The 25596-nt window shown below is 26.4% G+C and carries 15 protein-coding genes and 1 tRNA gene; 11 read left to right on the forward strand and 5 right to left on the reverse strand.

What is annotated here, in order from left to right; translation table 11 throughout:
* Positions 1–252: 252 nt before the first annotated feature.
* Complete coding sequence (pepP, locus tag CRV11_RS02905) at positions 253–1569, forward strand: Xaa-Pro aminopeptidase (protein ID WP_136131841.1); 1317 nt, start codon at positions 253–255, stop codon at positions 1567–1569.
* A gap of 95 nt (positions 1570–1664) precedes the next feature.
* Here pepP and ygfZ read toward each other — a convergent pair whose 3' ends face one another.
* Positions 1665–2624 (reverse strand): tRNA-modifying protein YgfZ, encoded by a 960-nt coding sequence (ygfZ, locus tag CRV11_RS02910; protein WP_136131842.1) that lies wholly within the window; start codon positions 2622–2624, stop codon positions 1665–1667.
* Between the two features lie 277 nt (positions 2625–2901).
* Here ygfZ and recJ point away from each other — a divergent pair, with 277 nt between their 5' ends.
* The 4 genes from recJ to lysA all read left to right on the forward strand — a co-directional run bounded on the left by recJ (position 2902) and on the right by lysA (position 8996).
* Positions 2902–4641 carry a single-stranded-DNA-specific exonuclease RecJ gene (recJ, locus tag CRV11_RS02915; protein ID WP_136131843.1) on the forward strand — a complete coding sequence of 580 codons (1740 nt, stop codon included), beginning with the start codon at positions 2902–2904 and terminating at the stop codon, positions 4639–4641.
* Between the two features lie 138 nt (positions 4642–4779).
* Positions 4780–5878 (forward strand): peptide chain release factor 2 gene (prfB, locus tag CRV11_RS02920; RefSeq protein ID WP_136131844.1). Its coding sequence is split into 2 segments (ribosomal slippage): positions 4780–4848 and positions 4850–5878, totalling 1098 coding nucleotides; the frame shifts between segments, so codons are not numbered across the junction.
* A gap of 9 nt (positions 5879–5887) precedes the next feature.
* Complete coding sequence (gene lysS / locus CRV11_RS02925) at positions 5888–7408, forward strand: lysine--tRNA ligase (protein WP_136131845.1); 1521 nt, start codon at positions 5888–5890, stop codon at positions 7406–7408.
* Positions 7409–7721: 313 nt separating this feature from the next.
* Entirely contained in the window at positions 7722–8996 is a 1275-nt protein-coding gene (lysA, locus tag CRV11_RS02930; RefSeq protein ID WP_136131846.1) for a diaminopimelate decarboxylase, read from the forward strand.
* Positions 8997–9024: 28 nt separating this feature from the next.
* On the opposite strand, the gene mutH is transcribed toward lysA, so the two are convergent.
* Positions 9025–9699, reverse strand: coding sequence for a DNA mismatch repair endonuclease MutH (mutH, locus tag CRV11_RS02935; RefSeq protein WP_136131847.1), 675 nt, complete (start codon positions 9697–9699; stop codon positions 9025–9027).
* Positions 9700–10201: 502 nt separating this feature from the next.
* On the opposite strand from mutH, the gene lgt reads away from it, so the two are divergent.
* The 4 genes from lgt to recB all read left to right on the forward strand — a co-directional run bounded on the left by lgt (position 10202) and on the right by recB (position 18049).
* Positions 10202–11062: a prolipoprotein diacylglyceryl transferase gene (gene lgt / locus CRV11_RS02940; RefSeq protein WP_136131848.1), complete on the forward strand. Its 861-nt coding sequence runs from the start codon at positions 10202–10204 to the stop codon at positions 11060–11062.
* Between the two features lie 4 nt (positions 11063–11066).
* Positions 11067–11858 carry a thymidylate synthase gene (gene thyA / locus CRV11_RS02945; RefSeq protein WP_136131849.1) on the forward strand — a complete coding sequence of 264 codons (792 nt, stop codon included), beginning with the start codon at positions 11067–11069 and terminating at the stop codon, positions 11856–11858.
* Positions 11859–12013: 155 nt separating this feature from the next.
* Positions 12014–15391 carry an exodeoxyribonuclease V subunit gamma gene (gene recC, locus CRV11_RS02950; RefSeq protein ID WP_136131850.1) on the forward strand — a complete coding sequence of 1126 codons (3378 nt, stop codon included), beginning with the start codon at positions 12014–12016 and terminating at the stop codon, positions 15389–15391.
* Between the two features lie 75 nt (positions 15392–15466).
* Positions 15467–18049 carry an exodeoxyribonuclease V subunit beta gene (gene recB / locus CRV11_RS02955; protein WP_158674492.1) on the forward strand — a complete coding sequence of 861 codons (2583 nt, stop codon included), beginning with the start codon at positions 15467–15469 and terminating at the stop codon, positions 18047–18049.
* Between the two features lie 660 nt (positions 18050–18709).
* Here the strand turns inward: recB and argA are convergent.
* The 3 genes from argA to queF all read right to left on the reverse strand — a co-directional run bounded on the left by argA (position 18710) and on the right by queF (position 21397).
* Positions 18710–20041, reverse strand: coding sequence for an amino-acid N-acetyltransferase (argA, locus tag CRV11_RS02960; protein ID WP_136131852.1), 1332 nt, complete (start codon positions 20039–20041; stop codon positions 18710–18712).
* A gap of 229 nt (positions 20042–20270) precedes the next feature.
* Positions 20271–20347: transfer RNA gene (locus CRV11_RS02965), tRNA-Met, on the reverse strand.
* A 207-nt stretch (positions 20348–20554) separates the two neighbouring features.
* Entirely contained in the window at positions 20555–21397 is an 843-nt protein-coding gene (gene queF, locus CRV11_RS02970) for an NADPH-dependent 7-cyano-7-deazaguanine reductase QueF (RefSeq protein ID WP_136131853.1), read from the reverse strand.
* Between the two features lie 557 nt (positions 21398–21954).
* On the opposite strand from queF, the gene CRV11_RS02975 reads away from it, so the two are divergent.
* Both CRV11_RS02975 and eno read left to right on the forward strand, forming a co-directional pair.
* Positions 21955–23577 (forward strand): CTP synthase, encoded by a 1623-nt coding sequence (locus CRV11_RS02975; RefSeq protein ID WP_136131854.1) that lies wholly within the window; start codon positions 21955–21957, stop codon positions 23575–23577.
* A 56-nt stretch (positions 23578–23633) separates the two neighbouring features.
* Positions 23634–24908, forward strand: coding sequence for a phosphopyruvate hydratase (gene eno, locus CRV11_RS02980; protein ID WP_136131855.1), 1275 nt, complete (start codon positions 23634–23636; stop codon positions 24906–24908).
* Positions 24909–25596 lie beyond the last annotated feature (688 nt).

The following is a 25596-nucleotide window of genomic DNA, read 5'->3' on the forward strand; positions in this document are numbered from 1 at the left end:
AATTAAGTGTTGTAAATAACAACATGATTTTATAATTAAGACCATTATTTAAATTAATCTATGATTTTAATTGCGATTGTGTTAGATTTATGGAAATGTAAGTATTACTATATTGATTCAAAGCTATATTATTATATTTAAAATTTAGTATAATTTTTCTATAATGTATTATAAAAATTAAAAATAGTTATTATAAATAATGAATTCTCATTCTCATAATATCCAAACATAAATATTATAAGAACATAACGTATGATTTCAATTAATATATTAAAAAATCGCAGAAAAAAAATTATATCACAAATGGTTTATGATAGTGCAATATTATTATTTGCAACTCCTGATAATAAACAAAATAAATGCAAGTTTAATCAAAATAAGGATTTTTGGTATTTTACTGGTTTTAATGAACCTGATTCTTTGTTAGTAATGATAAAAAAAGATGATAAATTTATTCGAAAGATATTATTTAATAGATCTAGAGATTTCGATGAAGAAATTTGGGTAGGTCGTCGTTTAGGGCAGGATGCAGCTTTAAGTATAATAGATGTTGACTATGCATTCCCGTGGAATAGTGTATATGAAAATCTTTATAAATTATTAAGTGGATTAAAAGTAATATATCATGCTTGGGGGGAATATGCAGAAGTTGATCAATTAGTATTGAATGTACTTAAATATCTAAATGAAAAAAGATTGCAGGGAAAAGGTTCAAGTCCAAATACAATTATTGATTGGCGTCCTTTAGTTCATAAAATGCGTTTGTTTAAAGATTTAGAAGAAATAAATTATATTCGAACCTCAGGTAAAATTAGTGCATTAGCACATACTAGAGCTATGAAATATTGCCGTCCTGGTATTTTTGAATATCAATTGGAAGGTGAAATTCATCATGAATTTTACCTTCACGGATCAAGATTTACATCTTATGATACTATAATAGGCTCAGGAATAAACTCATGTATTTTGCATTATACACAAAATAACACTAAAATGCGCAGCGGTGATCTAGTATTAGTTGATGCTGGATGTAATTTCAATGAATATGCTAGCGATATTACTCGTACCTTCCCAGTAAATGGAAAATTTACTCAACAACAGCGAGATATATATAATATTGTATTAAATTCATTAAAAACTGCAGCTTCAATATTAAAACCAAATATTAGTATTAGGGATATTAATAATATTGTAATACAAATTATGATTAATGACCTAATTAAATTAGGTTTATTAACAGGTACACTAGATGAAATAATTTCTAAAGGTTCTTATCGTAAATTTTTCATGCATAATTTAAGTCATTGGTTAGGACTTGATGTTCATGACGTCGGTTATTACGATATATCAATTAACGATCAGGTTTTAAAACCAAACATGGTTTTAACAATAGAACCAGGAATATATATTTTACCTGATATACATGTGCCAAATGAATATCATGGAATCGGAGTGAGAATAGAAGATAACTTTATAATAACTGAAACAGGTAATGAATGTACTACTAGTGGTGTTGTGAAAGAAATTAAAGATATAGAAAATACTATGGAATCACTAAAAGAAATATAATATATATTATTAGTATTTAATAAAAGATATCAAATTATTCCTGTGAATATAGGAAATTATTTTTTAATAGAATTATTAATTTTAATAAAAGTTTTTTATATATAATAATGTATTGGTTGAATCATTAAACAGCTGTTTTCGTCATGTTTAATACGTAATATGCTATTAGGAGAAATTTCTTTATTCATTACTGCCTGAACCCAAATTGTGTTATTATCTAATTTTACTGACGCTAGAATTTTACCAATAACTTTCCAATATTTAGTTGTTTTTATTTCTAAAGAGTCGCTTATTTCAGGTAAACAATTAGATTTCCCTGCCAACCAGTATAGCCTGTTTTTGTTAATACCAAGGTATTTAGCTCGAGCAATTACTTCTTGTCCTATATAACACCCTTTGCCAAAGCTTATAGCACCTAACATATGTAAATTAGTAGCCTGTGGTATAAATTTACCAGTACTTTGGATATTGATTACAGGAATACCTGCTTCAATATCTAATGCTAACCATTGATCACTGTTAGCAAAACTTGCTTTGTTTAATAATTTATTCTGTAAAATATTTCCTGTTGTTTTGTTTGTAACTATTAAAAAACGTTCAATAGGATTTTCAAACCATAAAATAGCAGTAGTTGTATTATACTGAACTACTGGTGTGTTAATATTAGGTACTATTGTAAATAAATTTTCTAATGTTTGTTTAGCTTGCATGCCAGATAAACCTAACAAAAATTGGTTATCATATACAAAATCTACTTTTGAAAATAATGAATATTTTTTTATTTCATTTAATTGAATTTCAATTATTTCTTTACGTATAATATAAGCAATATTGTTGATAAAATAAAATATACGTAAATTGCTCCACATTTTTCCTGATGAATTACAATGTGCTGTCAAGTAATGTTGATTTTTCTTGATTTGCGTTATATCTAAAGTTAATTGAGTTTGCAAATATTTAATTGCATCAAGACCATAAACTGAAACTAAAGCCCAATCATCAAGAAACATTAGAGTTAAAGGTAAACGTGATGAAGATTCTACAGGTTGTCTCATAATTAGTTTATAAGTTATATAGTAATAATTTATTTATATAGAATTATTATTCTTTAATAGTATTAATATAATTATATTAAACTATATTCATATGTTAATACAAAATATTTATAATTAAAAATTAATTATATTTTTAATTATAAAATTCATGTTATTATATAAAAGATTGCAAATCGCACAATAAAAATACACAAATAAACTAATTTATGTATGTTTATGTTACATAGGCTAAATATAAATTTCAATATCAATCATAAAATAATATAGTGAATAATCAGTGTTAAATTATAAAATTATATTACGCAGACGTAAGGCTACTGTTAAGGATAGTTTGCCTACACATTTACCTCCATTAATAAAGCGTATTTACTTAAATCGAGGAGTATGTGATCCTGAACATTTAGAAAGAAGCATAAAAAAATTATTTTCATTTAAATCATTATATGACATAGATAAAGCAGTAGTAATACTACATACTATGTTAGTACATAATCGTAAAATTATAGTAGTAGGAGATTTTGATACTGATGGGGCAACTAGTACTGCTCTCACTGTATTAGCTTTAAGAAGTATGGGTAGTAAAAATGTTGAATATTTAATACCGAACCGTTTTAAAGATGGATATGGTTTGAGCGAACAAATAGTAACACATTTACATAATGTGGGGGCTGATATGATACTAACAGTAGATAATGGTATTTCATCCCATGAAGGTGTTAAATGTGCTAAAAAATATAACATACCTGTAATTATTACTGATCATCACCTTCCTGCTGATCAACTACCTGATGCTGAAGCTATTATAAATCCTAATATTACAAGATGTTCTTCATTATGTTCATTAGCAGGTGTTGGTGTTGCCTTTTATCTGATGATAGCTCTAAGAACTTATTTGCGTAAACAAGGATGGTTTAATGGAAAATGGTCTGAGCCAAATTTAGCAAATTTATTGGATCTTGTAGCATTAGGTACTATTGCAGATGTAGTACCTCTTGATATAAACAATAGAATTCTAGTATGGCAAGGATTAATTAGAATTCGTTCTGGAATTTGTCGACCTGGAATTATAGCTTTGTTAGAATTAGCTAACCGTAGTTTCAATGATTTATCAACAGATGATCTTAGTTATGTATTGGGACCACGTCTTAATGCAGCTGGAAGATTAAATGATATGACAAAAGGAGTAGCATTATTATTAACAGATGATTTAAATCAAGCTCGTGTTTTATCTAACGAATTAGATCTATTGAATCAAACTCGAAAAAAAATAGAAAATATCATGCAAAATGAGGCATGGAGGTTATGTAATATATTAAAGCAAAAAGAAAATAACTTGCCTTTAGGTATTACTGTTTATCATCCTAAATGGCATCAAGGAGTAGTAGGGATAGTAGCTTCACGTCTCAAAGAACGTTTTCGTCGTCCGGTAATTGCATTTGCACCTACAGGTATAGGAGATGGTGTTTTAAAAGGATCAGGGCGTTCAGTAGAAAATTTACATTTAAGAGACATACTTTCACATTTAAACATGCTAAATCCAAAATTAATGATAAAATTTGGAGGGCATTCTATGGCTGCTGGTTTATCCATTAAGGAATCAGATTATGATGAATTTAGTCAACAATTTTCTATAGTTGTCAAAAAATTATTCGAAGATAAGCTGATTTCATATATAGTATGGTCTGATGGGTGTTTGCAACCTACAGATTTTTCTATTCAAACCGCTTATCTCTTGCGAGAAGCTGGACCGTGGGGGACATCATTTCCTGAACCTACTTTTGATGGCAAATTTGAATTAATTAGACAACGTCTCATAAATAAAAGACATTTGCATGTTTTATTAAGGACTATTGATGTTGGTACAGTAATCGATGGAATGTTATTTAATGTAGATACCGATCATTGGCCAAACAATAATATTAACAAAGTTGAATTAGTATACCGATTAGATATAAAAAAATATCGAAGCAAGCATTCTGTTCAATTAATTATAGAATATTTATGGCCGTTATATTAATTTCAATTATATTTATTGTAAACAAAAATAAAACATTGTTAACTGATATTTAAATAGATTTTAAGTAATTATCGTTATCAAAATAGATTTTAAGTAATTATCGTTATCAAATTGAATTTTATATAAAGAGCTAAAATAATGATAGAAATACAATCAATTAGCAATCTTATACATAGTTTACATGAACGTAATAATAGGTTAAGGAGTTGTTTTTGATTATACAAATAAAAAACGGAGGCTTGAAGAAATAAATGTTTTACTAGAACAGCCAAGCGTATGGAGTGACCGTGATTATACACAAACCTTAAGCAAAGAACGATCTGTTTTGACAATTATAATTGATGATCTTGATAATATTTTGCTAAAATTAGATGAAAGTGGGGATTTTTTTGAATTAGCTAAAAATATTAAAGATGAGAACGCAATAAAAGAAGTCATAAAAGAACTATACATCATTGAAAATGATTTAACAAAATTAGAATTTAACAATATGTTTTCAGGCAATAATGATCAATGTGATTGTTATATAGATTTTCAATCTGGTTCTGGTGGAACTGAAGCGCAAGATTGGACTAGTATGTTGATGAGAATGTATTTACGCTGGTTAGAATGTAAAGGTTTTAAAAGCCAAATTATTAATGAATCTCCTGGAGATATTGTAGGCGTAAAATCAGCTACTATTCATGTATCAGGACATTACGCGTTTGGATGGTTGCGCACAGAAACAGGAATTCATAGATTAGTACGTAAAAGTCCTTTTGATGCTGGCCATCGTAGACATACTTCTTTTAGTTCAGTTTTTATATATCCTGAATTAGATCATTACATTAACATTGATATTAGTTTGTCAGATTTACGCATTGATGTTTATAGAGCATCAGGTGCAGGAGGACAACATGTTAATCGTACAGAATCAGCTGTACGTATCACTCATATTCCTACTGGTACTGTAACCCAATGCCAAAATAATCGCTCTCAGCATCAAAATAAAGAACAAGCTATTAAACAAATGAAAGCCAAGTTATATGAAATAGAAATCAAGAAGAAAAATAATGAAAAGAAGATCCTTGAAGAAAACAAATCCTGTATAAGTTGGGGAAATCAAATTAGATCTTATATACTTGATGATTCTCGTATTAGAGATTTAAGAACCGGAATAGAAATACGTAATGTGCAAGAAGTATTAAATGGTAATTTAGATCCATTTATAAAAGAAAGTTTAAAATTAGGTTTATAGGAATATAAAATGGTTGAAAAAACACATATTTCTAAAAATGAAAATAATATCAAATTAAACGCTGAATTAAAATTACGCAGGGAAAAATTAAATATATTACGTAAAAATGGTACTATAGCATTCCCTAACGATTTTAGACGTGATTCAACTTCTGATCAGTTACATAGCAAGTATGATCATATTTCTGCACAGGAATTAAAAAAATTAGATATTAAAATAAATGTCGCAGGTCGCATAATAACAAAACGCATTCTAGGTAAAGCGTCTTTTATTACTTTGCAGGATTTTGGTGGTCGTATTCAACTGTACGTAACTTGTCAAGATATATCAGACAACAATTATAATGACCATTTTAAAACATGGGATATAGGTGATATTATTGGTGCTTATGGTCGTTTATTTAAAACAAATACTGGAGAGTTATCTATCCAATGTTTAAAAGTTTGTTTGTTAACTAAATCTCTTCGTCCATTGCCTGATAAATTTCATGGTTTACATAATCAAGAATTAAGATATCGCCAGCGTTATCTAGATTTAATTGTGAACAATAAATCTAATAGTGTTTTTAAGATGCGTGCAAAAATTATAAATACTATTCGTAATTTTATGCTGAACTCTGATTTTATAGAAGTAGAGACTCCTATGATGCAGAATATACCAGGAGGAGCAGTAGCACGCCCATTTATTACTCATCACAATAAATTAAACATTGATATGTATTTGCGTATTGCACCAGAATTATATTTGAAACGTTTAGTAGTAGGAGGATTTGAACGAGTATTTGAAATAAATAGAAATTTTCGTAATGAGGGAATATCATCCATTCATAATCCAGAATTTACTATGATGGAACTTTATATGGCTTATACAGATTATAAAGATCTAATGAAGTTGACAGAAAAATTATTACGATTGATAGCTACGAGTGTTCTTGGCACAACTATTGTATCGTACGGTAAATTAACATTTGATTTCAATAAATCATTTGAAATATTAACTATGAAGGAAGCAATAATAAAATATTGCTCAAAAATAAACATAAGCAATTTAAAAAACTATGATGCATTAGTAAAAACAGCTGAATCAATAGGTATTGAATTAAAAAAGCATTGGAGTTTAGGTCATATAGTGAATGAAATTTTTGAAAAATATGTGGTATCAAATTTAATACAACCTACATTTATTACAGAATATCCATCAGTTGTTTCCCCTTTAGCACGTCGTAATGATATAAATCCTGAGATAGCAGACAGATTTGAGTTTTTCATAGGTGGTTATGAGATTTGTAATGGCTTTTCTGAGCTTAATGATCCAGATGATCAAGCTAAAAGATTTATGCAACAATTTAGGGATAAATATCAACCTGATGAATCAATATTTTACGATGAAGATTATATTATAGCTTTAGAGCATGGATTACCTCCTACTGCTGGTTTAGGTTTGGGTATTGATCGAATTACTATGTTGTTTACTGACTGTCATAGTATTCGTGATGTCATCTTGTTTCCTACATTGCGACCAAAAAAATAATTTAACAAATATTTATATATAATTAATTAAAAATTTACTAATTTAGTATTAGTATTAAAGATTGTTTATTATGTGATAATTTATAATAACCATATATTGTTTATATCTAATATCTATTTTAACGTTATTTTACATATAATTTAATTATTTTATCAATAACAATTATTAAATAATCATTAATAAAAATCACGTCTATTCTTAATAAATTCTATTTGGCGCATAAAAATATATTTTTTTATATTCATCATTATTAATGATATATTATTTTTTCAATGTGTAATTATTTTTAATCGGATGCTATAGGAGATTAACTATGCCTCTTTCTTTAAATGATGCCAATATAGCAATAAATTATAATAATTTATTAAAAATAGCACAGTATTATAAAGGTCCTTTTTGGGCTTATGATGCTCAAATTATAAAGTCTCGCATTTCTCAACTACGTAATTTTGATATTATACGTTTTGCTCAAAAAGCTAATTCAAATATTCATATTTTACGCTTAATGCGTTCAGAAGGTGTAAAAGTTGATTCTGTTTCTTTAGGAGAAATAGAACGAGCATTAATAGCTGGTTATCAAGCTGATAATGAAGATATAGTATTTACAGCAGATATATTTGATGAAATGACATTAAAACGTGTTGTTGAGTTAAAATTACAAGTTAATGTCGGATCTATTGATATGTTAACTCAACTTGGTTTATTATCTCCCGGTCATTCAATTTGGTTACGTGTAAATCCTGGTTTTGGTCATGGTTTTAATAAAAAAACAAATACAGGAGGAGAAAATAGCAAACATGGAATTTGGTATAATCATTTATTTTTAGCTCTATCAATAATTCATAAATATAAACTTCGTTTATTTGGTATTCATATACATATAGGTTCAGGAACGGATTATCATCATTTAAAACTAGTATGTAATTCAATGATTCGTACTGTTATAGAATTAAACCAAGATTTAGAAGCTATTTCTGCAGGAGGTGGATTATCAATTCCATATCATTTTGATGATGTTAAAGTTAATACAGAACATTATTTCAATATGTGGCATAAAGTCAAACAATGTGTTTCTAATTATTTAGGTCATACAGTGAAATTAGAGATAGAACCAGGTCGTTTTCTTGTGGCTGAATCAGGAGTATTAGTATCTCAGATACGAGCAATAAAAAATATGGGAGACAAACATTTTATTTTAGTTAATGCTGGTTTTAATGATTTAATAAGACCTTCAATGTATGGTTGCTATCATCATATATCTTTGATGACCAGAGATAATCGTTACATAGATTCAAATAAAACCACTAATAGTATAGTGGCTGGACATTTATGTGAATCTGGTGATGTATTTACTCAATCAGAAGGATATACATTACAAACTCGTACTATCCCTTTAGCACAAGTAGGAGATTATTTAGTATTTCATGATTGTGGCGCATATGGTGCGTCTATGTCTTCTAATTACAATAGTCGTCCTTTAATTCCTGAAGTGTTGTTTAATAATGGTAAATGTATGGAAATTCGTAGAGCACAAACAATTCAGGATTTAATATCTTTAGAATTAATTTACAATGAAATTGCCACATAGTGAGTGTAGCAAAAACGTTAATATTAATTTATACATGATAACCTGATACTATTATTTTAGTAAAATCTTTTTTTAAATAAAAACTCCTAGGTAAAGTTAAAATTATTTCACTTTCTTTACTAATAGTTCTATTTAGCGATCTACAACTAGAAGTTTTAGCTTTTAGTTGTAAAAACACACCACGATAATTATTAACATAATTTATCCTATTAAAAACTATCATGTCCATTATTTCTTCCCAATCTTTACGTAAGATCATGTCTTCCTTTATACTAGGGTTCCAAAGAAAAGATCTACCAATTCTACGCATTTTTAGAGGAATATTATTGTTACCTTCTACAGGAATCCATAGTATATTAGATAATTTATTTCTAATATTACTTTTTTTCCAAGTACTGCTGATGTTTTTTATTAAAGAAGTTGTACAAATAAAAGTGTTTTCTATAGGACATCCTAATGAATCTATCGGTATAGTCTTGAGTTCTATTCCTAAATGCACAAAATCTTGTTCAGGTTTATTATATGAATTTACACCTAAATATATTTCCATTAATCTTCCAATCCAACCTTTGTTAATTTTTAGATCATTAGGAATTAACAAACCTGCATTATTAGCCAAATTTTCTAAAGTAAATCCTGCTAATGCCTGAGCTCTTGATAATAAAGTAATTTTATTTTTTGGTTTGTTTTGAAAATATTTCATAATAATATTTAAATAATAGTTCGTTTATTTAATAATCTCTTTACATATTTATTAATATTAGTTGAATATACTAAATAACATAAAAAAACTTATAATGATAAAAGATACTGCAATAGTTTATTTTATATTTAATAAATGATAATATGAGATCTTATAGTAACCATATTAAAATTGTTTATATGATATAAATCAAGAAAATTTTATATTTTCAAACTCGTTTTATAACTTAATTATGAGTAATATAACACAGGAAATTTTAATCAAGAATATTGTAATTCGAAACTACAGAAAAAGTACTATTATTATAGACAATGTAATTTGCTAAAATCACTTAATATCTATCGATTAAATTTTAAATTAAATACAACATAATATTAAAAATTATATTAATGGATATTAAGCATATTTATAATTAAAATTTACATTGATTTCATAGGTCATCTAAATGCTATAAAATATTATTTCAAATTTTATTAACGTTCTTCCTACTTTTAATGTTAAGATGAATATAAAATATATAACTTTGCCAAAAATCAATCCTATCATTTTTTCTATAGGACCAATTTCTTTTCGTTGGTATGGTCTAATGTACCTAGTAGGTTTGATTTTTGCTCTATGGTTAGCTAAGCTTCGTGCAAAAAAATATAACTATAGTATAAAAGAAATAGAAGGCTTAATATATCATTGTTTTTTTGGTGCTATTATAGGTGGTAGGATAGGTTATATGTTCTTCTATAATTTACCACTGCTTATAGATAAACCTTTATCTTTGATTAAGATTTGGGAAGGAGGCATGTCATTTCATGGAGGATTACTAGGTGTTATATTAATAATTGTTTATCATTGTTATAAAAATCAACGCATATTTTTCGAAATTTCAGATTTTATAGCTCCATTAATTCCATTTGGATTAGGTGTAGGACGTTTAGGAAATTTCATTAATGGGGAATTATGGGGTAGAGTAGATTTATATTTCCCATTCACAGTATTTTTTCCTAATGCATATAATGAAGATTTAAAAACTGCTTTAGAAAACCCAACATACCAATCATTATTTGAGTATTATGGAGCATTACCTCGCCATCCTTCTCAATTGTATGAATTTATCTTGGAAGGAGTTATTTTATTTTTCATTCTAAATATATTTGTACTTAAAAATAGACCTTTAGGTAGCACATCTGGTCTTTTTTTAGTTTGTTACGGTATATTTCGAATATTAGTAGAATTTTTCCGAGAACCAGATATTCAATTGGGATTGTTTTATGATAGCATAACTATGGGACAGATTTTATCTTTACCAATGTTTATAATAGGTATCATTATTCTTGTATGGTCTAATTTTAATCTCAAAAACAGAAGATGAATAAATGCAAAAATATTTAGACTTAATACAATATATATTAAATAAAGGAATTAAAAAACCTGATCGTACTGGTATTGGTACCATATCTATCTTTGGATATCAGATGCGATTTAATTTAAATAATGGTTTTCCGTTATTAACCACTAAAAAGTGTCATTTTTCTTCTATAGTTCATGAACTGATATGGTTTTTGAAAGGTGATACCAATATTAAATATTTGAAAGAAAATAAAGTTTCTATTTGGGATGAATGGGCAGATACTCAAGGAAATTTAGGACCAATTTATGGAAAACAATGGCGAAGTTGGAATACGCAAACAGGACAAATTGATCAAATACAGCAAGTTATTGATATATTGAATACTGATCCCCATTCCAGACGTATTATTGTATCATCTTGGAATGTCAGTGATTTAAAAAATATGGCATTACCGCCCTGTCATATTTTATTTCAGTTTTATATATCAAATAATAAATTATCCTGCCATTTTTATCAGCGTTCATGTGATGTTTTTCTAGGTTTACCTTTTAATCTTGCAAGCTATGGATTATTAGTGCACATAATGGCACAACAATGCAATTTCAATGTAGGAGAATTAATTTGGAGTGTGGGAGACGCTCATTTATATCAAAATCACCTAGAACAAGCTTTTTTGCAGTTAAAAAGAATACCTCGTATATTGCCTAACTTGATTATCACAAGAAAACCAAAAACGATATTTGATTATGATTTTAAAGATTTTGCAATTAAAGATTACTATCCGTATCCAAACATTAAAGCACCTATTGCTATTTGATCATTTTATTAAATAAATATAATTATTGCCCTATTTTTAAAGACATAAATTTTAACAAGTGTGCTTTCATGAACATTATTATCTCATTTCTATCATGGATGTTATATGGAAAATAATTTATTAATTAGTAATTATAGTTAGTCAATAGGAAATTTATGCTTTATATATACCACTCTAATCAACTTAATATTCTTAAAAAATTATTGAATACAATAATTAATCGCAAATTAAGCTGTGATCATTTTGCAGCAGAATATATCCTTGTAAAGGATTTAGATGTAGCTAGATGGTTAAAAACAGGAATATCGTTACAATTTAACATTGCTGCTAATATTAAATGTAATATATTTGAAAAATTCATTTGGGACATTATGTATAAAATATCACCTGAGGTCATTCCAAAAAATTTTTCAAATAAAAACAATATTATTTTTATGATTTTATCTAGAATACCAAAAATATTAAAAACAAATGATTTTCATTTTCTTTCAAATTATCTAGATAATTGTCGTAATAAAAACAATTTGTTTCATTTTAGTGAAGGAATGGCTAATATTTTTGAGAAATATATAATTTATCGACCAGATTGGCTACAAACTTGGGCAAATGGAAAACTAATTGATAATCTTGGTAATGAACAATTATGGCAAGCTGCTATCTGGCAAGATTTAATATCTTTCTATGGGATTCAATTAAAAAAATATTCATTTCAACAAAATAACTTTTATTCACTTTTTATAAAAAAGTTACATCAGAACTCAAATATAAAAGAATTTTTACCACCTCGTTTATTTGTTTTTGGCATATCTTCTTTTTCGCCTTACTACATAAAAATTCTAAATGAAATAAGCTGTTATATTGACATTCATTTATTTATTAGCAATCCATGTCGTAATTATTGGGGAGACATTCAAGAACATATTATTTTACCAAGAAAATCAAAAAATCATCAACAAATTATAGATCAAGATTTAATTAACATTAGTTCTAATTATTGGTCAGAATTTTTTAGAAACACATATAAACAACACATCAATAATCCACTATTAGTCTCTTGGGGTAAGTTAGGTTGTGATAATTTGTTTCTTCTTAATCAGTTAGAATCTAGTAATCACGATGATATTTTTGTAGATATTAATGAAGATAATTTATTGCATTGTATTCAAAGCGATATTTTAAATCTCAAGAATAGTAGTGTTATTGGGCTAAGTTACAAAGACTTAGAATGTAATAATCAAAAGCGTTGTATCTATAACATAGATAGATCGATTTCAATCAATGTTTGTCATACTATACAACGTGAAGTGGAAGTATTACAAAATTATTTGGTAGAATTAATTAATTCTGATTCCAATCTTAATGTAAATGATATTATAGTAATGGTAGCTGATATTGATATTTATATACCATTTATTAAATCAACATTTTATGATAAATCAATCAAAAAATTTTTGCCTGTTACAATTTTGGATCATAGTATTACCAAAGAAAATCCAATAGTTATTGTTTTTTTAAAATTGTTATCTTTAGATAATAATAATTATATTCTTGAAGATATATTATCTTTATTAGATGTAAAGTCTTTAGCAGACCATTTTTTTATAGAAGAAAATCAGTTAATTTTATTACAATATTTAATTGATAATAATTATACTTATGAGAAATTAAATGAATTTAAAATTTTATTAGAAAGTAATGATATCGAAAACAATCACAGAGCATTGTATAATACAAAAGAAATTTTATTAGATCATCTCAGTGAATATTCAAAAAATATTTTGTCATCTAATATACCAATCAATGATTTGTTAAGTATTTTATTAAAAAATCTAGAACACATGATCTTAAAGATTAATAGTTGGAGTTTAATATTCAAAAAAAGTTACTTATTAAAAGATTGGCTGCCTTTATGTAGACAATTAATTGATGATTTTTTTAATATAAATAATAAAGATGAATCTGAGTCAATTTTTTTCTTTATAGAATATAATTGGAAAAAACTAATATATAATAGCAAAAAATTCATTTTTGAAAAAATTTCAATTGTATTATTGAAAAATATCTTTATTAATCAACTAGATCAGGAAAATAATAATAAAAATTTTCTCCCAGGAAAAATTAATTTCTGTGAATTAAATTACATAAGGTCTCTTCCATTCAAAGTTATATGCTTACTAGGAATGAATAAAGATGATTATCCCAGAAAACCAAATTTGAGTGAATTAAATTTAATGTATCAACAACCACGAAAAGGAGATTCTCATCTTATAGATGAAGATCGATACTTATTCCTGGATATTTTAATATCTGCTAAAAATAAACTTTATTTAAGTTATATTGGTAGATCTGTTAAAGATAATACAGAATGTTATCCCTCTATTTTGGTAACTGAATTGTTAGAATATATTGGGCAAAACTTTTATCTTAAAGGCGATGAAAACATTAAAATAGATGATAGTTATAAAAATGTTAAAAAATATCTATTACAATATCACAATAGATTATCATGTACGCCAAACAACTTTAAAGCTAATTTCAAGACATCAAAAATTTTTGTTGATGAGCAATTGACAGTAGCGCAAGTCACAAAGCTACCACAATGTAGTTTTGTTAATGCATTAACAACATATAAGGTGGATTATTTAAAAATAAATCAATTGTTATATTTCTGGAGCCATCCAGTACGCGCTTGGTTTAATAAAAGATTAAAAGTATTATTCCCCCTTCAACAATACTCATCAAAAAATATATCATATCATTATGAAGATTTAAAACTTTACCGAACTAAATATAATTTACTAAATGCGCTAATAGAAAAAAATAACGATGCTATCCAAAATATTTACAATCATAATAAAGTATTCGGTTATTTACCTCCAGGTGTCTTTGCAGAATTATTTTGGAATGATTTAAAGCAACAAATGCAGCAAATAGCAATAAAAGTTATTGATGATTTGAGAGAAAATAATACTTGGGAAATCAATTTAAAACTTCAAGATTTAACTTTAATAGGTTCATTAAAACAAGTACAATCAAATGGATTAATTCGATGGTCTCCAAACATACTCACTATTAAAGATGGACTTCTACTTTTATTAGAACATCTTATCTATTGTGCAACAGGAGGTAATGGTAATAGTAAAATGATTGGAATGTCTAAAAGTTATTGGTATTTTCACAATATACAAAAAAATAAATCTATCGATTTTTTAAATAAATATATCACTGGGTATCTTTCTGGAATGACTAATCCTTTATTATTATTTAATAAAATAGGTAGTACTTGGTTAAGGTATTGTTATAATAAAAAAACTAAAAAATTAATTACTGATAAATTTTCTATAGCAAAAGCACACAATAAATTATTAATTGCTTTAAATGGAGAATATAACATTTTGTCAGGGGAGAACAAAGATCCTTATGTACAACGTTTATATCGTAATTTAGGAGATTTAGAGATAAAACAAATAAAAAAATCCGCAGAAATATGGTATTTGCCAGTATTACAAGCACATCAAGATATGAAATGGTAAAATATATTGTGATTTATTTTTATTGACTAAATAAATTTAAATTATTAACAACTTTTAAATTAGATAATAATATCAGTGAACAAGACAAATATTAAGATATTAAATCCCATAGCACTACCACTACAAGGTAGTAGACTTATTGAAGCTTCAGCTGGAACTGGGAAAACTTTTACTATTAGTTTACTATATTTAAGATTGCTTTTAGGATTACAAAATCAAAATGCATATTATAGACCTTTATCTGTTGAAGAAATTCTTGTAGTAACTTTTACTGAAGCAGCTACTAATGAATTAAGACAACGAATACGCGGTGATATACATCAACTAAGATTAAGTTGTATACGAGGAAAAAGTGATAATAATATGCATCAATTATTGCTTGATCAGATTGATGATCCGCAAAAGGCTATAGAAAGATTATTGATTGCTGAATTTAATATATACAATGCAAGTATTTATACAATACATGGTTTTTGCATGAGAGTACTTAAGGCTTTTAATTATGAATTCAACATAATATTCAGAAATGTATTACTAACTGATGAGTATAGATTATTAAAGAAAATCACTTTAAATTTTTGGCAAAGTAGATGTTGTTCTATGTCATTAGAATTGGGACGTATAATATCAGCTGAATGGAACAGTGCAGACGATTTTCTCTCTACTATATATCATGTTTTTCAAAAAAACTATATACAAGATATTACCAATGCATGTTGTTGTACAGAAAATTTAGAATCAAAACACATTGACAATTTAGCTCGTATTCATGATATAAAAAAAATATGGAAAATCTATCATCGAGATATATTATTATATATTAATTCTATTAACATTAACAAACGAATTTATAGCGAAAAGAATTTAAAACATTGGATTGATAAAATAACAATATGGTCTAATAGTATTACTTTAGACTATCAAGTTCCAAAAGAAATCATAAGGTTTAGACAATCTATAATTCAAGAAAACACAATGAATTCAGATGTTAAACATAAATTATTTGAAGCTATAGATAATTTTTTGTTTAAACCTTTATCTTTGAGAAATATTTTTATTACTGAAGCGTTGATTGATATCAGCAATGGTCTTAAGAAAGAGAAGCTTTTACAAGGATTGGTAAGTTTTGATGATTTATTATATTATCTAGATGCAGCTTTAGAGCAGCCAAATGCTAATATATTAGCTAATAATATTAGAAATTATTTTCCAGTATTATTAATTGATGAATTTCAGGATATTAACCCCCAACAATATCGAATTTTCTCTAAAATTTATTCAAAACAAACAAAAAATGCATTAATAATCATAGGTGATCCAAAACAATCAATTTATTCATTTCGTGGTGCTGATATTTCTACATATTTTAATATGCGTCATGATATTAAAGATATTTATACTTTAGATATAAATTGGCGTTCATCAACAGAAATGACTAAAAGTGTTAATTGCTTGTTTACACAACAAAAGTTACCATTTATTTCTTCTGAAATCACTTTTAATCCAGTTAAATCTTCTATTAAAAATCAATCACTAAAATTTATTCTTAATGAACATAAATATCCTTCTATGTGTTTGTGGTTACATCCTGTTAATAATATTCATCTAAATGATTTTGAAAAAGATATAGCTAAACAATGCGCTTTTGACATACATCAGTGGATTGCAGCTAGTAATCAAAAAAAAGCATATTTAATGAAAAATAATGATTTGCAAGCACTGCGACCTTCTGATATTGCAATTCTAGTGCGTAATCGTCGTGAAGCCAATTTAATACACAGTGCTCTAAAATTATTTAATATTTCCTCATGTTATCTTTCTGATTTGGGCAGTGTTTATAATACTATTGAAGCACGTGAGCTATTTTACTTGCTGAAAGCAATACAATATCCCAAAGAGAAACAATTGATACGTACAGCATTAGCAACTTCAATTTTTTCTATAGGATTAGATTATATCGAATCATTATCAAATGATGATAAAAAAATAAAAATTTGGATTGATAAATTTTCTCATTGGAAATTATTATGGCAAAAAAATGGTTTACTACCAATGCTACACATTATAATATCACAATATATAACAGAAAATATTGTAGCTTCACATGATGGTAATCTTAGATTCACAAATCTAATGCATTTGGGTGAATTACTACAAACTCAATATGTAATATCAACAGGTCCAAATCAACTGTTAAATTTCTTTTTAAAACAAATTGCCAATTCTGATAATCAATCTATTGATCAACAAATACGTTTAACAGAAGATACCAATATCATACGTATTATTACTATACATAAATCAAAAGGTTTACAGTATCCTATAGTATGGTTACCATTTGCATTGAATTTTGCTGTAAATAATAAAAATCATTATTTTGATGATATACCAATTAATCAAGAAAATAAGGAATACATAATAAATGAAGACTTACGACTTCTCTATGTAGCTGTTACTAGATCTATTTATCATTGTAGTATTGGTATTTCAACTTTTGTAAAGGGATTAAAAAACAATTCTAATGATTTATACAAAAGTGCTTTAGGTTATTTGTTAGAATGTAATCATAATACTAATCTGCAAACATTAATGGATTATATTCATAAATTACATTGTATTGATATTAAATTAATAGATGTAAAACTAAAAAACAGATAATAAATCAATCAATAAAATATCTAGCTAATCAAACATTAAAACATTATACATAATATTTCTATTAATTAGTTGATTAAGAATTGTTTATTAGATCTAAAAAATAATAACAAGTTTGATTTTTTTATTAAAGTTAAAAACAATTAAACAATCCAAGAAAGCAAATAAAAAATTTTATTAATGACTTACAATTATATTAATAATATGTATTATTAATATAATTTATTAAATAATTTGTTCAAAAAATAGTTTTCAATAAAGTATTCGAGCAAAAATGGTTAGAAAATCAGATAATTCAATATAGATGTAAATTATTAAAAAAGTCATCAGATATTAATAATTGGGTAGATGTGATTTTATCTAAAACATTAGATAATACAAGGTATTAATCTTAAAGATATTAAAAATGTTGATTATATAAAAGATATGGAATTTTTTATTCCTATTAAAAGTGCTTCGATTATATCAATATCTATTAAAATTAGATAATAAAGAAGAAAAAAATTAGTTATTAATGAAATAAAGGGAATGATTTCAGGTCGTATAGATAAAAATTCTAATAACAGTAGTATTATTAAATTAAGCCCTAATAAACATACAATTAATAAAATTGATATTGCACTGTGTAATTATAAAAGTGCTTATTGAATATATTCATGTATTTTAATTTAAATCAGCCACAAGAACTTTGGAAAGTCTTTGATAATTATACATATCTTTTTTTATTTTTGGTAAAAACTCAACACTTACTGGTTTAAAACCACGTTCTTGAAACCAATGAATACTTCTGGTCGTTAAAACAAATATTTGCTTTAATCCCATTTTACAAGCCTGTGATGATATTTTTTGTAACAATAATTCTCCTCGGGATGAGTTTCGGTAATCGGGATGAACAGCTAAGCAAGCCATTTCACCTATATTTTCTTCCATAAAAGGATATAATGCCACACAAGCGATGATTAAATTATCTCTAGTAATTATTATAAATTTATCAATTTCCATTTCTAATTGTTCTCGAGATCTCCTAACTAATACACCTTGCTTTTCAAGAGGGCGAATTAATTCCAATATTCCTTTTATATCATTGATAGTTGCTTGTCTTATCTGCTCAGCTGATTCCATTACTACTTGTGTACCAATACCCTCACGTGAAAATAGTTCTTGTAATAAAGAACCGTCTTCCCGATAACTAATTAAATGACAGCGATGAACTCCACTTCTACATGCTTCAATTGAACCTTGTAGAAAGCGTGTTATATCTGAAAAATTATCTTTTTCTTTTTTTTTAAAAACATTTAAGTAATGTTGAGCATTTTTTGGCAATAATTCGGAAATTATATTACCGTCATTACTAATTACTCCTTGTTCAGAACAAAATCCTATCATTTTTTCTGCTTTTAGTTTAATAGCAAGCTGTGTCGCAATTTCTTCTGAATTTAAATTAAAACTTTCACCGGTAACAGAAACTGCTACAGGCCCTAATAAAACAATAGCATTATTATTTAGTTGATAATGAATTGCTTGTGTATCAATACGACGTATTTTACCACTGTGGCAATAATCTATACCATCTTCTATGCCTAATGGTTGAGCAGTTATAAAATTACCGCTAATAACATTAATATTTATACCTTTTAATGGAGTATTATTCAATGACATAGACAAAAGAGAAGTAATATCAAGTTGCAAAAGACCAGCTGTCTGTTTTACTATTTCAAGTGATTCTTTATTAGTAACACGAATAAATTTATGGTAGATAGCTTTAATGTTATTCAGTAACATATAAGCATCTATTTGAGGGCGTGCACCGAAAACTAGAACCAAACTAATACCTAAACTATGTATTAAACCTATATCATTAATAATATTAAAAAAATTACTATTAGCAATTGTTTCACCACTTAGCATTATAACAAATATTTTACCTCTATGAGTATTAATATAGGGTACTGTATGGCGAAAGCTACGAATTAATTCATTGCTACTTTTTTTCACATATAACCTTTATTTAATTATTTTTGTGTATAGATGTTTTGAGAATTAATGAATTGATATTAATTGGAATCAATATAAAGATATAACTTTAATATTAACTACTTATTATTAAGTTCTCTTTTTACTTTAGTTTAAAAAAACTATAACCCAATTATAAATTGATTATAACATAATTGCATATTTTACGAATGTTTATTTAAATGGTAAAATTAAGCTCTTAATAAAATACTGGTTGCGGGAGCTGGATTTGAACCAGCGGCCTTCGGGTTATGAGCCCGACGAGCTACCAAACTGCTCCACCCCGCTTTTTGCTGTATATTATTATTAAGATAAGTATACTTAATATTCAACACTATTGCAAATTTTATTTTGTAAATATTAGTTACTCTAAAAATCAATTGTACATTACACTATTAATTTAAATAACTTAAAATTATATTTAATAACTTTTAAGTTGCTGCGGAAACATTTGCAATGTTAAATATTGATTAAAATAACATTTTAATGTATTCATTATTGACGTACTAATCTTAAACAAACAGGAGAAAATGGTACATTACTACGCCAAGGATTGATATCTATACCTCCTCTACGCGTATATCTCACATATACTGTTAGTTTTTCTGGACAACAAAAATGCAATATATCATTAAATATTCGTTCAACGCATTGTTCATGAAATTCTTTCTGGTTACGAAACGAAATTAAATAACGGAGAAGTGATTCGTAGTTGATACTAAACCCTGTATAATAAATCATAATTGAACCACAATCTGAATTATTAGTAATTGGGCAATTAGATTTAAATAAATGACTAATTAACGTTTCCGTAACTATTTTATTGCTTGTTGCTCCTAATAAATAACTTGAATTAAAATTATAATCTTCAACTTCTATATCCTGTTCATCAATACAATAACCTCTAAAATGGTTTATAGACTGCACTTTAATTTCGTTTAAGCGGAACAATGACACAGAAACTTTACTTTTGACACAAATACTTAAATTATGTTCTAAAATATTACGTAAATCACTCCAAGTATCAAATTTAGTTTGAATGAAACTATGAAGATATAATTTAAAACTCTTAGAGTCTATTAAATTTTTACTGCTAGAATCAAATACTATTTTTCCTATGCTTACCTGTGGTAAACCTTTATTATTTAGCCAAGATAGTTCATACAATGTCCAAATATCATTTCCAAAAAATGGTATCTTATTATAAGATAAACCAATCGTTTTACGATGTAAACTACGAGGTATTACTTTTAATATATTGAGACCATAATTTTTTTTGCAAATTATATTCTTAGTTAACAACATATTATCTGGTATATTTTTATTACATATAGACATATATGATTTCCGATAATTATATAATAATTGTTGATTATTTTACTTTATTTAATAATAACTTCTTGAAGTTCTATCGATATTTTTAAAATTACAACTAAATAAAACAACATATTAATAGATACAATATTTTATTTAGTTTTCATTTGTATGAATATTGAAATATAACATTATAAGCAATTTAACCTAGATGATTGATTATATCTGTTTTTTGTATTAATTATTTTATAATTATTATTAATTTATATCATTATTACACATTGAAATCAATAAATTAAAATTTTAATATTGATTAATATAATCTTCTTAAACAACAAGAACTTAACAACAAGAACTTAATACCATTAGTGTAAATGAAAAGTTGTTTCTGAAAATAAAATTTAATTATTCATAGCAAACAAATACAGGTATTCTTATTGAATAATTATAATAAAATAAATAAAACTAATGAATATTGGTAATATAGGTTAATAAAATAATTAATTGTTGTAATACAATATTTAATATATAATATTATACCGTCTTGTTTATCATATTTTACTTTAAATTTTAAATTTATTATGATACAAAATTATATTTTTATAACCGGCGGTGTTATTTCTTCTTTAGGTAAGGGAATTACTACAGCCTCTCTTGCAGCTGTACTAGAAGCTCGTAATCTAAATGTAACTATAATTAAATTAGATCCTTACATCAATGTAGATTGTGGTACTATGAATCCTAACCAGCACGGTGAAGTTTTTGTTACTGAAGACGGAGCAGAAACTGATTTAGATTTAGGACATTATGAGCGTTTTATTAATACAAAAATGTCTAGAAAAAATAATTTTACTACTGGTCAAATATATTCAGAGGTGTTACATAAAGAACGTAGAGGTGATTACTTAGGATCTACCATACAAGTAATTCCTCATATAACTAATGCTATTAAAGAAAAAATTATTACTGGAGGAAAATATTATGATTTTGTTTTAGTTGAAATAGGAGGAACGGTAGGAGATATAGAGTCTTTACCATTTTTAGAAGCTATACGTCAGATGTCAGTTGATGTGGGAGCTGAACATACCATGTACGTACATTTAACTTTAGTGCCTTATATAAATACAGCTAATGAGTTAAAAACCAAACCTACTCAACGATCAGTGAAAGAACTACTTTCCAATGGTATCCAACCTAATGTTATAATATGTCGTTCAAGCATTAATCTCCCCGATAATGAACGTAATAAAATTTCTTTATTTTGTAATGTACCAAAACAAGCTGTTATCTCTCTAAAAGATATCGATTCTGTATATAAAATACCCAGATTGATTCAATCTCAAAAATTGGATAGTTATATATGTAAATTCTTCAAACTAACAACACCATCTGCAAATTTATCAGAATGGGATACGGTGCTTTATGAAGAGTCTAATCCTTTAGGTAAAGTTAATATTGGCATCATCGGTAAATATGTCGTTTTACCAGATGCTTATAAATCAGTAATTGAAGCTCTAAAACATGGAGGTTTAAAAAATAGAATTTCTGTTAATATACAATTGATTGATTCTCAAGATATTGAAATACATGGTATAAAATTATTAGAAAAACTAGAGGCAATTTTAATACCTGGTGGTTTCGGTCCTCGGGGCATTGAAGGTAAATTAATAGCAATAAAATACGCTCGAGAAAACAAAATTCCTTATTTAGGAATTTGTTTAGGAATGCAATTAGCAATACTAGAATTTATTCGTAATGTTGTGGGTGTTAAAGAAGCTAATTCTACAGAATTCATGCCTAATTGTAAAAATCCAGTAGTCTATTTGATAAAAGATAAAAACAAAAAATATACTACAATGAGTTCTCAACAAAATAAATTAATTGGTAATATGTGTCTTGGTAGTAAGCAATGTAAATTGACATCAGATAGCAGAGTAAGACAAATTTATAATGCTGAAATAATTTCTGAAAGACATAGACATCGCTACGAAGTAAATAATTTGATTTTAAAAAAAATTGAATCATTCGGTTTGAAGATTTCAGGGCGTTCTAAAAATAACAAATCAGTTGAAATCATAGAAATAACAGATCATCCTTGGTTCATAGCTTGCCAATTTCATCCAGAATTTCAATCTAATCCTCGTTATGGTCATCCACTATTTATTGATTTTATTAAAGCTGCATATATACATAAAAACCGATAGAAATATTGCTATTTTTTAATTGTATAATATTAATATTATATTAAGGAATAATGATCATGTCTAAAATTGTAAAAGTGATAGGTCGTGAAATCATCGACTCCCGCGGTCACCCAACCGTAGAAGCAGAAGTACATTTAAAAAATGGTTTTATAGGAATAGCTTCTGTACCATCTGGTGCTTCTATAGGATCACGTGAAGCATTGGAATTAAGAGATGGAGATCCATCTCGTTTTTTTGGAAGAGGTGTCACTAAGGCCGTTTCTATTATTAATAACATTATAGGTAAATCAATAAAAAATAAAGATGCTAGAGATCAGAAAGATATTGATAATTTCATGATTAATTTGGACGGTACTGAAAATAAATCTAATCTTGGTGCAAACTCTATTTTAGCAGTTTCTTTAGCTAATGCTAAAGCTGCTGCTGCTTCAAAAAATCTATTTCTTTATGAACATATTGCTGAATTAAATGATACACCAAAAAAATATTCTATACCTTTACCTATGATAAATATAATTAATGGAGGTAAGCATTCTGATAATAATGTTGATATACAAGAGTTTATGATTCAACCTATTGGTGCTAAAAATATTAAACAAGCTATACGTATGAGTTCAGAAATATTTCATAATTTATCTATCGTACTTAGAAAAAAAGGTATGAGTACAAATGTAGGAGATGAGGGAGGATATGCACCAAATTTAAAATCAAATACTGAAGCTTTAGAAGTTATAAGTGAGGCTATAATAGGTGCAGGTTATAAATTGGGTATTGATATTACTTTAGCTATAGATTGTGCTGCTTCTGAATTATATAAAAACAACCTATATCATTTAAAAGGAGAAAATAAAATATTTACTTCAGATAAGTTTACTTATTTTTTAAAAGAACTCACTGAAAAATATCCAATTACTTCTATTGAAGATGGTCTAGATGAATCTGATTGGCAAGGTTTTGCTAATCAAACTAAAATTTTTGGAAACACAATGCAGTTAGTTGGTGATGATTTATTTGTAACCAATACTAAAATTCTGCAAAAAGGTATAAATCAAGGAATTGTTAATTCTATACTAATAAAGTATAACCAAATTGGTTCACTAACTGAAACTTTAGCTGCCATTAAAATGGCAAAAAGTGCTAATTATAAAACAATAATATCTCATCGTTCTGGTGAAACAGAAGATACAACAATTGCTGATTTAGCGGTAGGTACTGCAGCAGGACAAATTAAAACAGGTTCATTAAGTCGTTCTGAACGTATAGCTAAATATAATCAATTGATTCGTATTGAAGAAAAAATTAGTCATAAAACCACTCATAATTATTTTTAGATAGAAATGCTAATTAATGTAAAAAACTTCTATATATTAAATAATAATATTATTATTTAAGTAATTTATGAACTATAAAAAACTATTTTTGAATAGTTAATTTTATTATTCTATAATTAAACCAATAAGTCAAGATGAAATATCCTATAATATTAGGAGAGAAGGTTTATATTCAGATATTCTAATTACCTTTATGCGTTGTTAAGGCATGTCTAGTGAATTTTGATTTATGAGAAACTAAATATACCTGTAAAAATTAGGAAATAAAATTAATTCTTTAGAAGATGTTTAATTAATAGAAAATAGTAGTACTTATAATATTTACTGTTCAGAAAAAATATGGGTCATCATATTCACTAATAATAAATATGAATAATAGTTATCCATTATTGTTATAAGCGTTTCATAGATCTACCGAAATAAAATTTTTAGTAAAAAACTAAATGACAATGACAAAAAATTATTTCTTTACTCCTCAATAATGGTAATTATATTAATAATAAGACTATTAGGAATAATATGCTTGTTATAATTAATAAAAATATAAGTTACGTTTTTTCTCTATAATATCAATTATCTCATAATTATTTATTTTAAACATACTTGAAAGAATTGGGTATAGTTTTGATTGATTATAAATCAATTTCTCTCATTTTTTTACTAGTAATGTTTTCTGATCTTAGAATTT

Source organism: Candidatus Pantoea edessiphila, from assembly GCF_002933335.1.
In the GTDB taxonomy this organism is placed as follows: Bacteria; Pseudomonadota; Gammaproteobacteria; order Enterobacterales; family Enterobacteriaceae; genus Pantoea_C.

What these genes read in the sequence shown, in the direction of transcription:
- pepP (WP_136131841.1), top strand. Translation starts at nt 253, where the DNA reads ATGATTTCAATTAATATATTAAAAAATCGCAGAAAAAAAATTATATCA.
- ygfZ (WP_136131842.1), bottom strand. Translation starts at nt 2,624, where the DNA reads ATGAGACAACCTGTAGAATCTTCATCACGTTTACCTTTAACTCTAATG.
- lysS (WP_136131845.1), top strand. Translation starts at nt 5,888, where the DNA reads ATGGTTGAAAAAACACATATTTCTAAAAATGAAAATAATATCAAATTA.
- lysA (WP_136131846.1), top strand. Translation starts at nt 7,722, where the DNA reads ATGCCTCTTTCTTTAAATGATGCCAATATAGCAATAAATTATAATAAT.
- mutH (WP_136131847.1), bottom strand. Translation starts at nt 9,699, where the DNA reads ATGAAATATTTTCAAAACAAACCAAAAAATAAAATTACTTTATTATCA.
- lgt (WP_136131848.1), top strand. Translation starts at nt 10,202, where the DNA reads ATGAATATAAAATATATAACTTTGCCAAAAATCAATCCTATCATTTTT.
- thyA (WP_136131849.1), top strand. Translation starts at nt 11,067, where the DNA reads ATGCAAAAATATTTAGACTTAATACAATATATATTAAATAAAGGAATT.
- recC (WP_136131850.1), top strand. Translation starts at nt 12,014, where the DNA reads ATGCTTTATATATACCACTCTAATCAACTTAATATTCTTAAAAAATTA.
- queF (WP_136131853.1), bottom strand. Translation starts at nt 21,397, where the DNA reads ATGTCTATATGTAATAAAAATATACCAGATAATATGTTGTTAACTAAG.
- CRV11_RS02975 (WP_136131854.1), top strand. Translation starts at nt 21,955, where the DNA reads ATGATACAAAATTATATTTTTATAACCGGCGGTGTTATTTCTTCTTTA.
- eno (WP_136131855.1), top strand. Translation starts at nt 23,634, where the DNA reads ATGTCTAAAATTGTAAAAGTGATAGGTCGTGAAATCATCGACTCCCGC.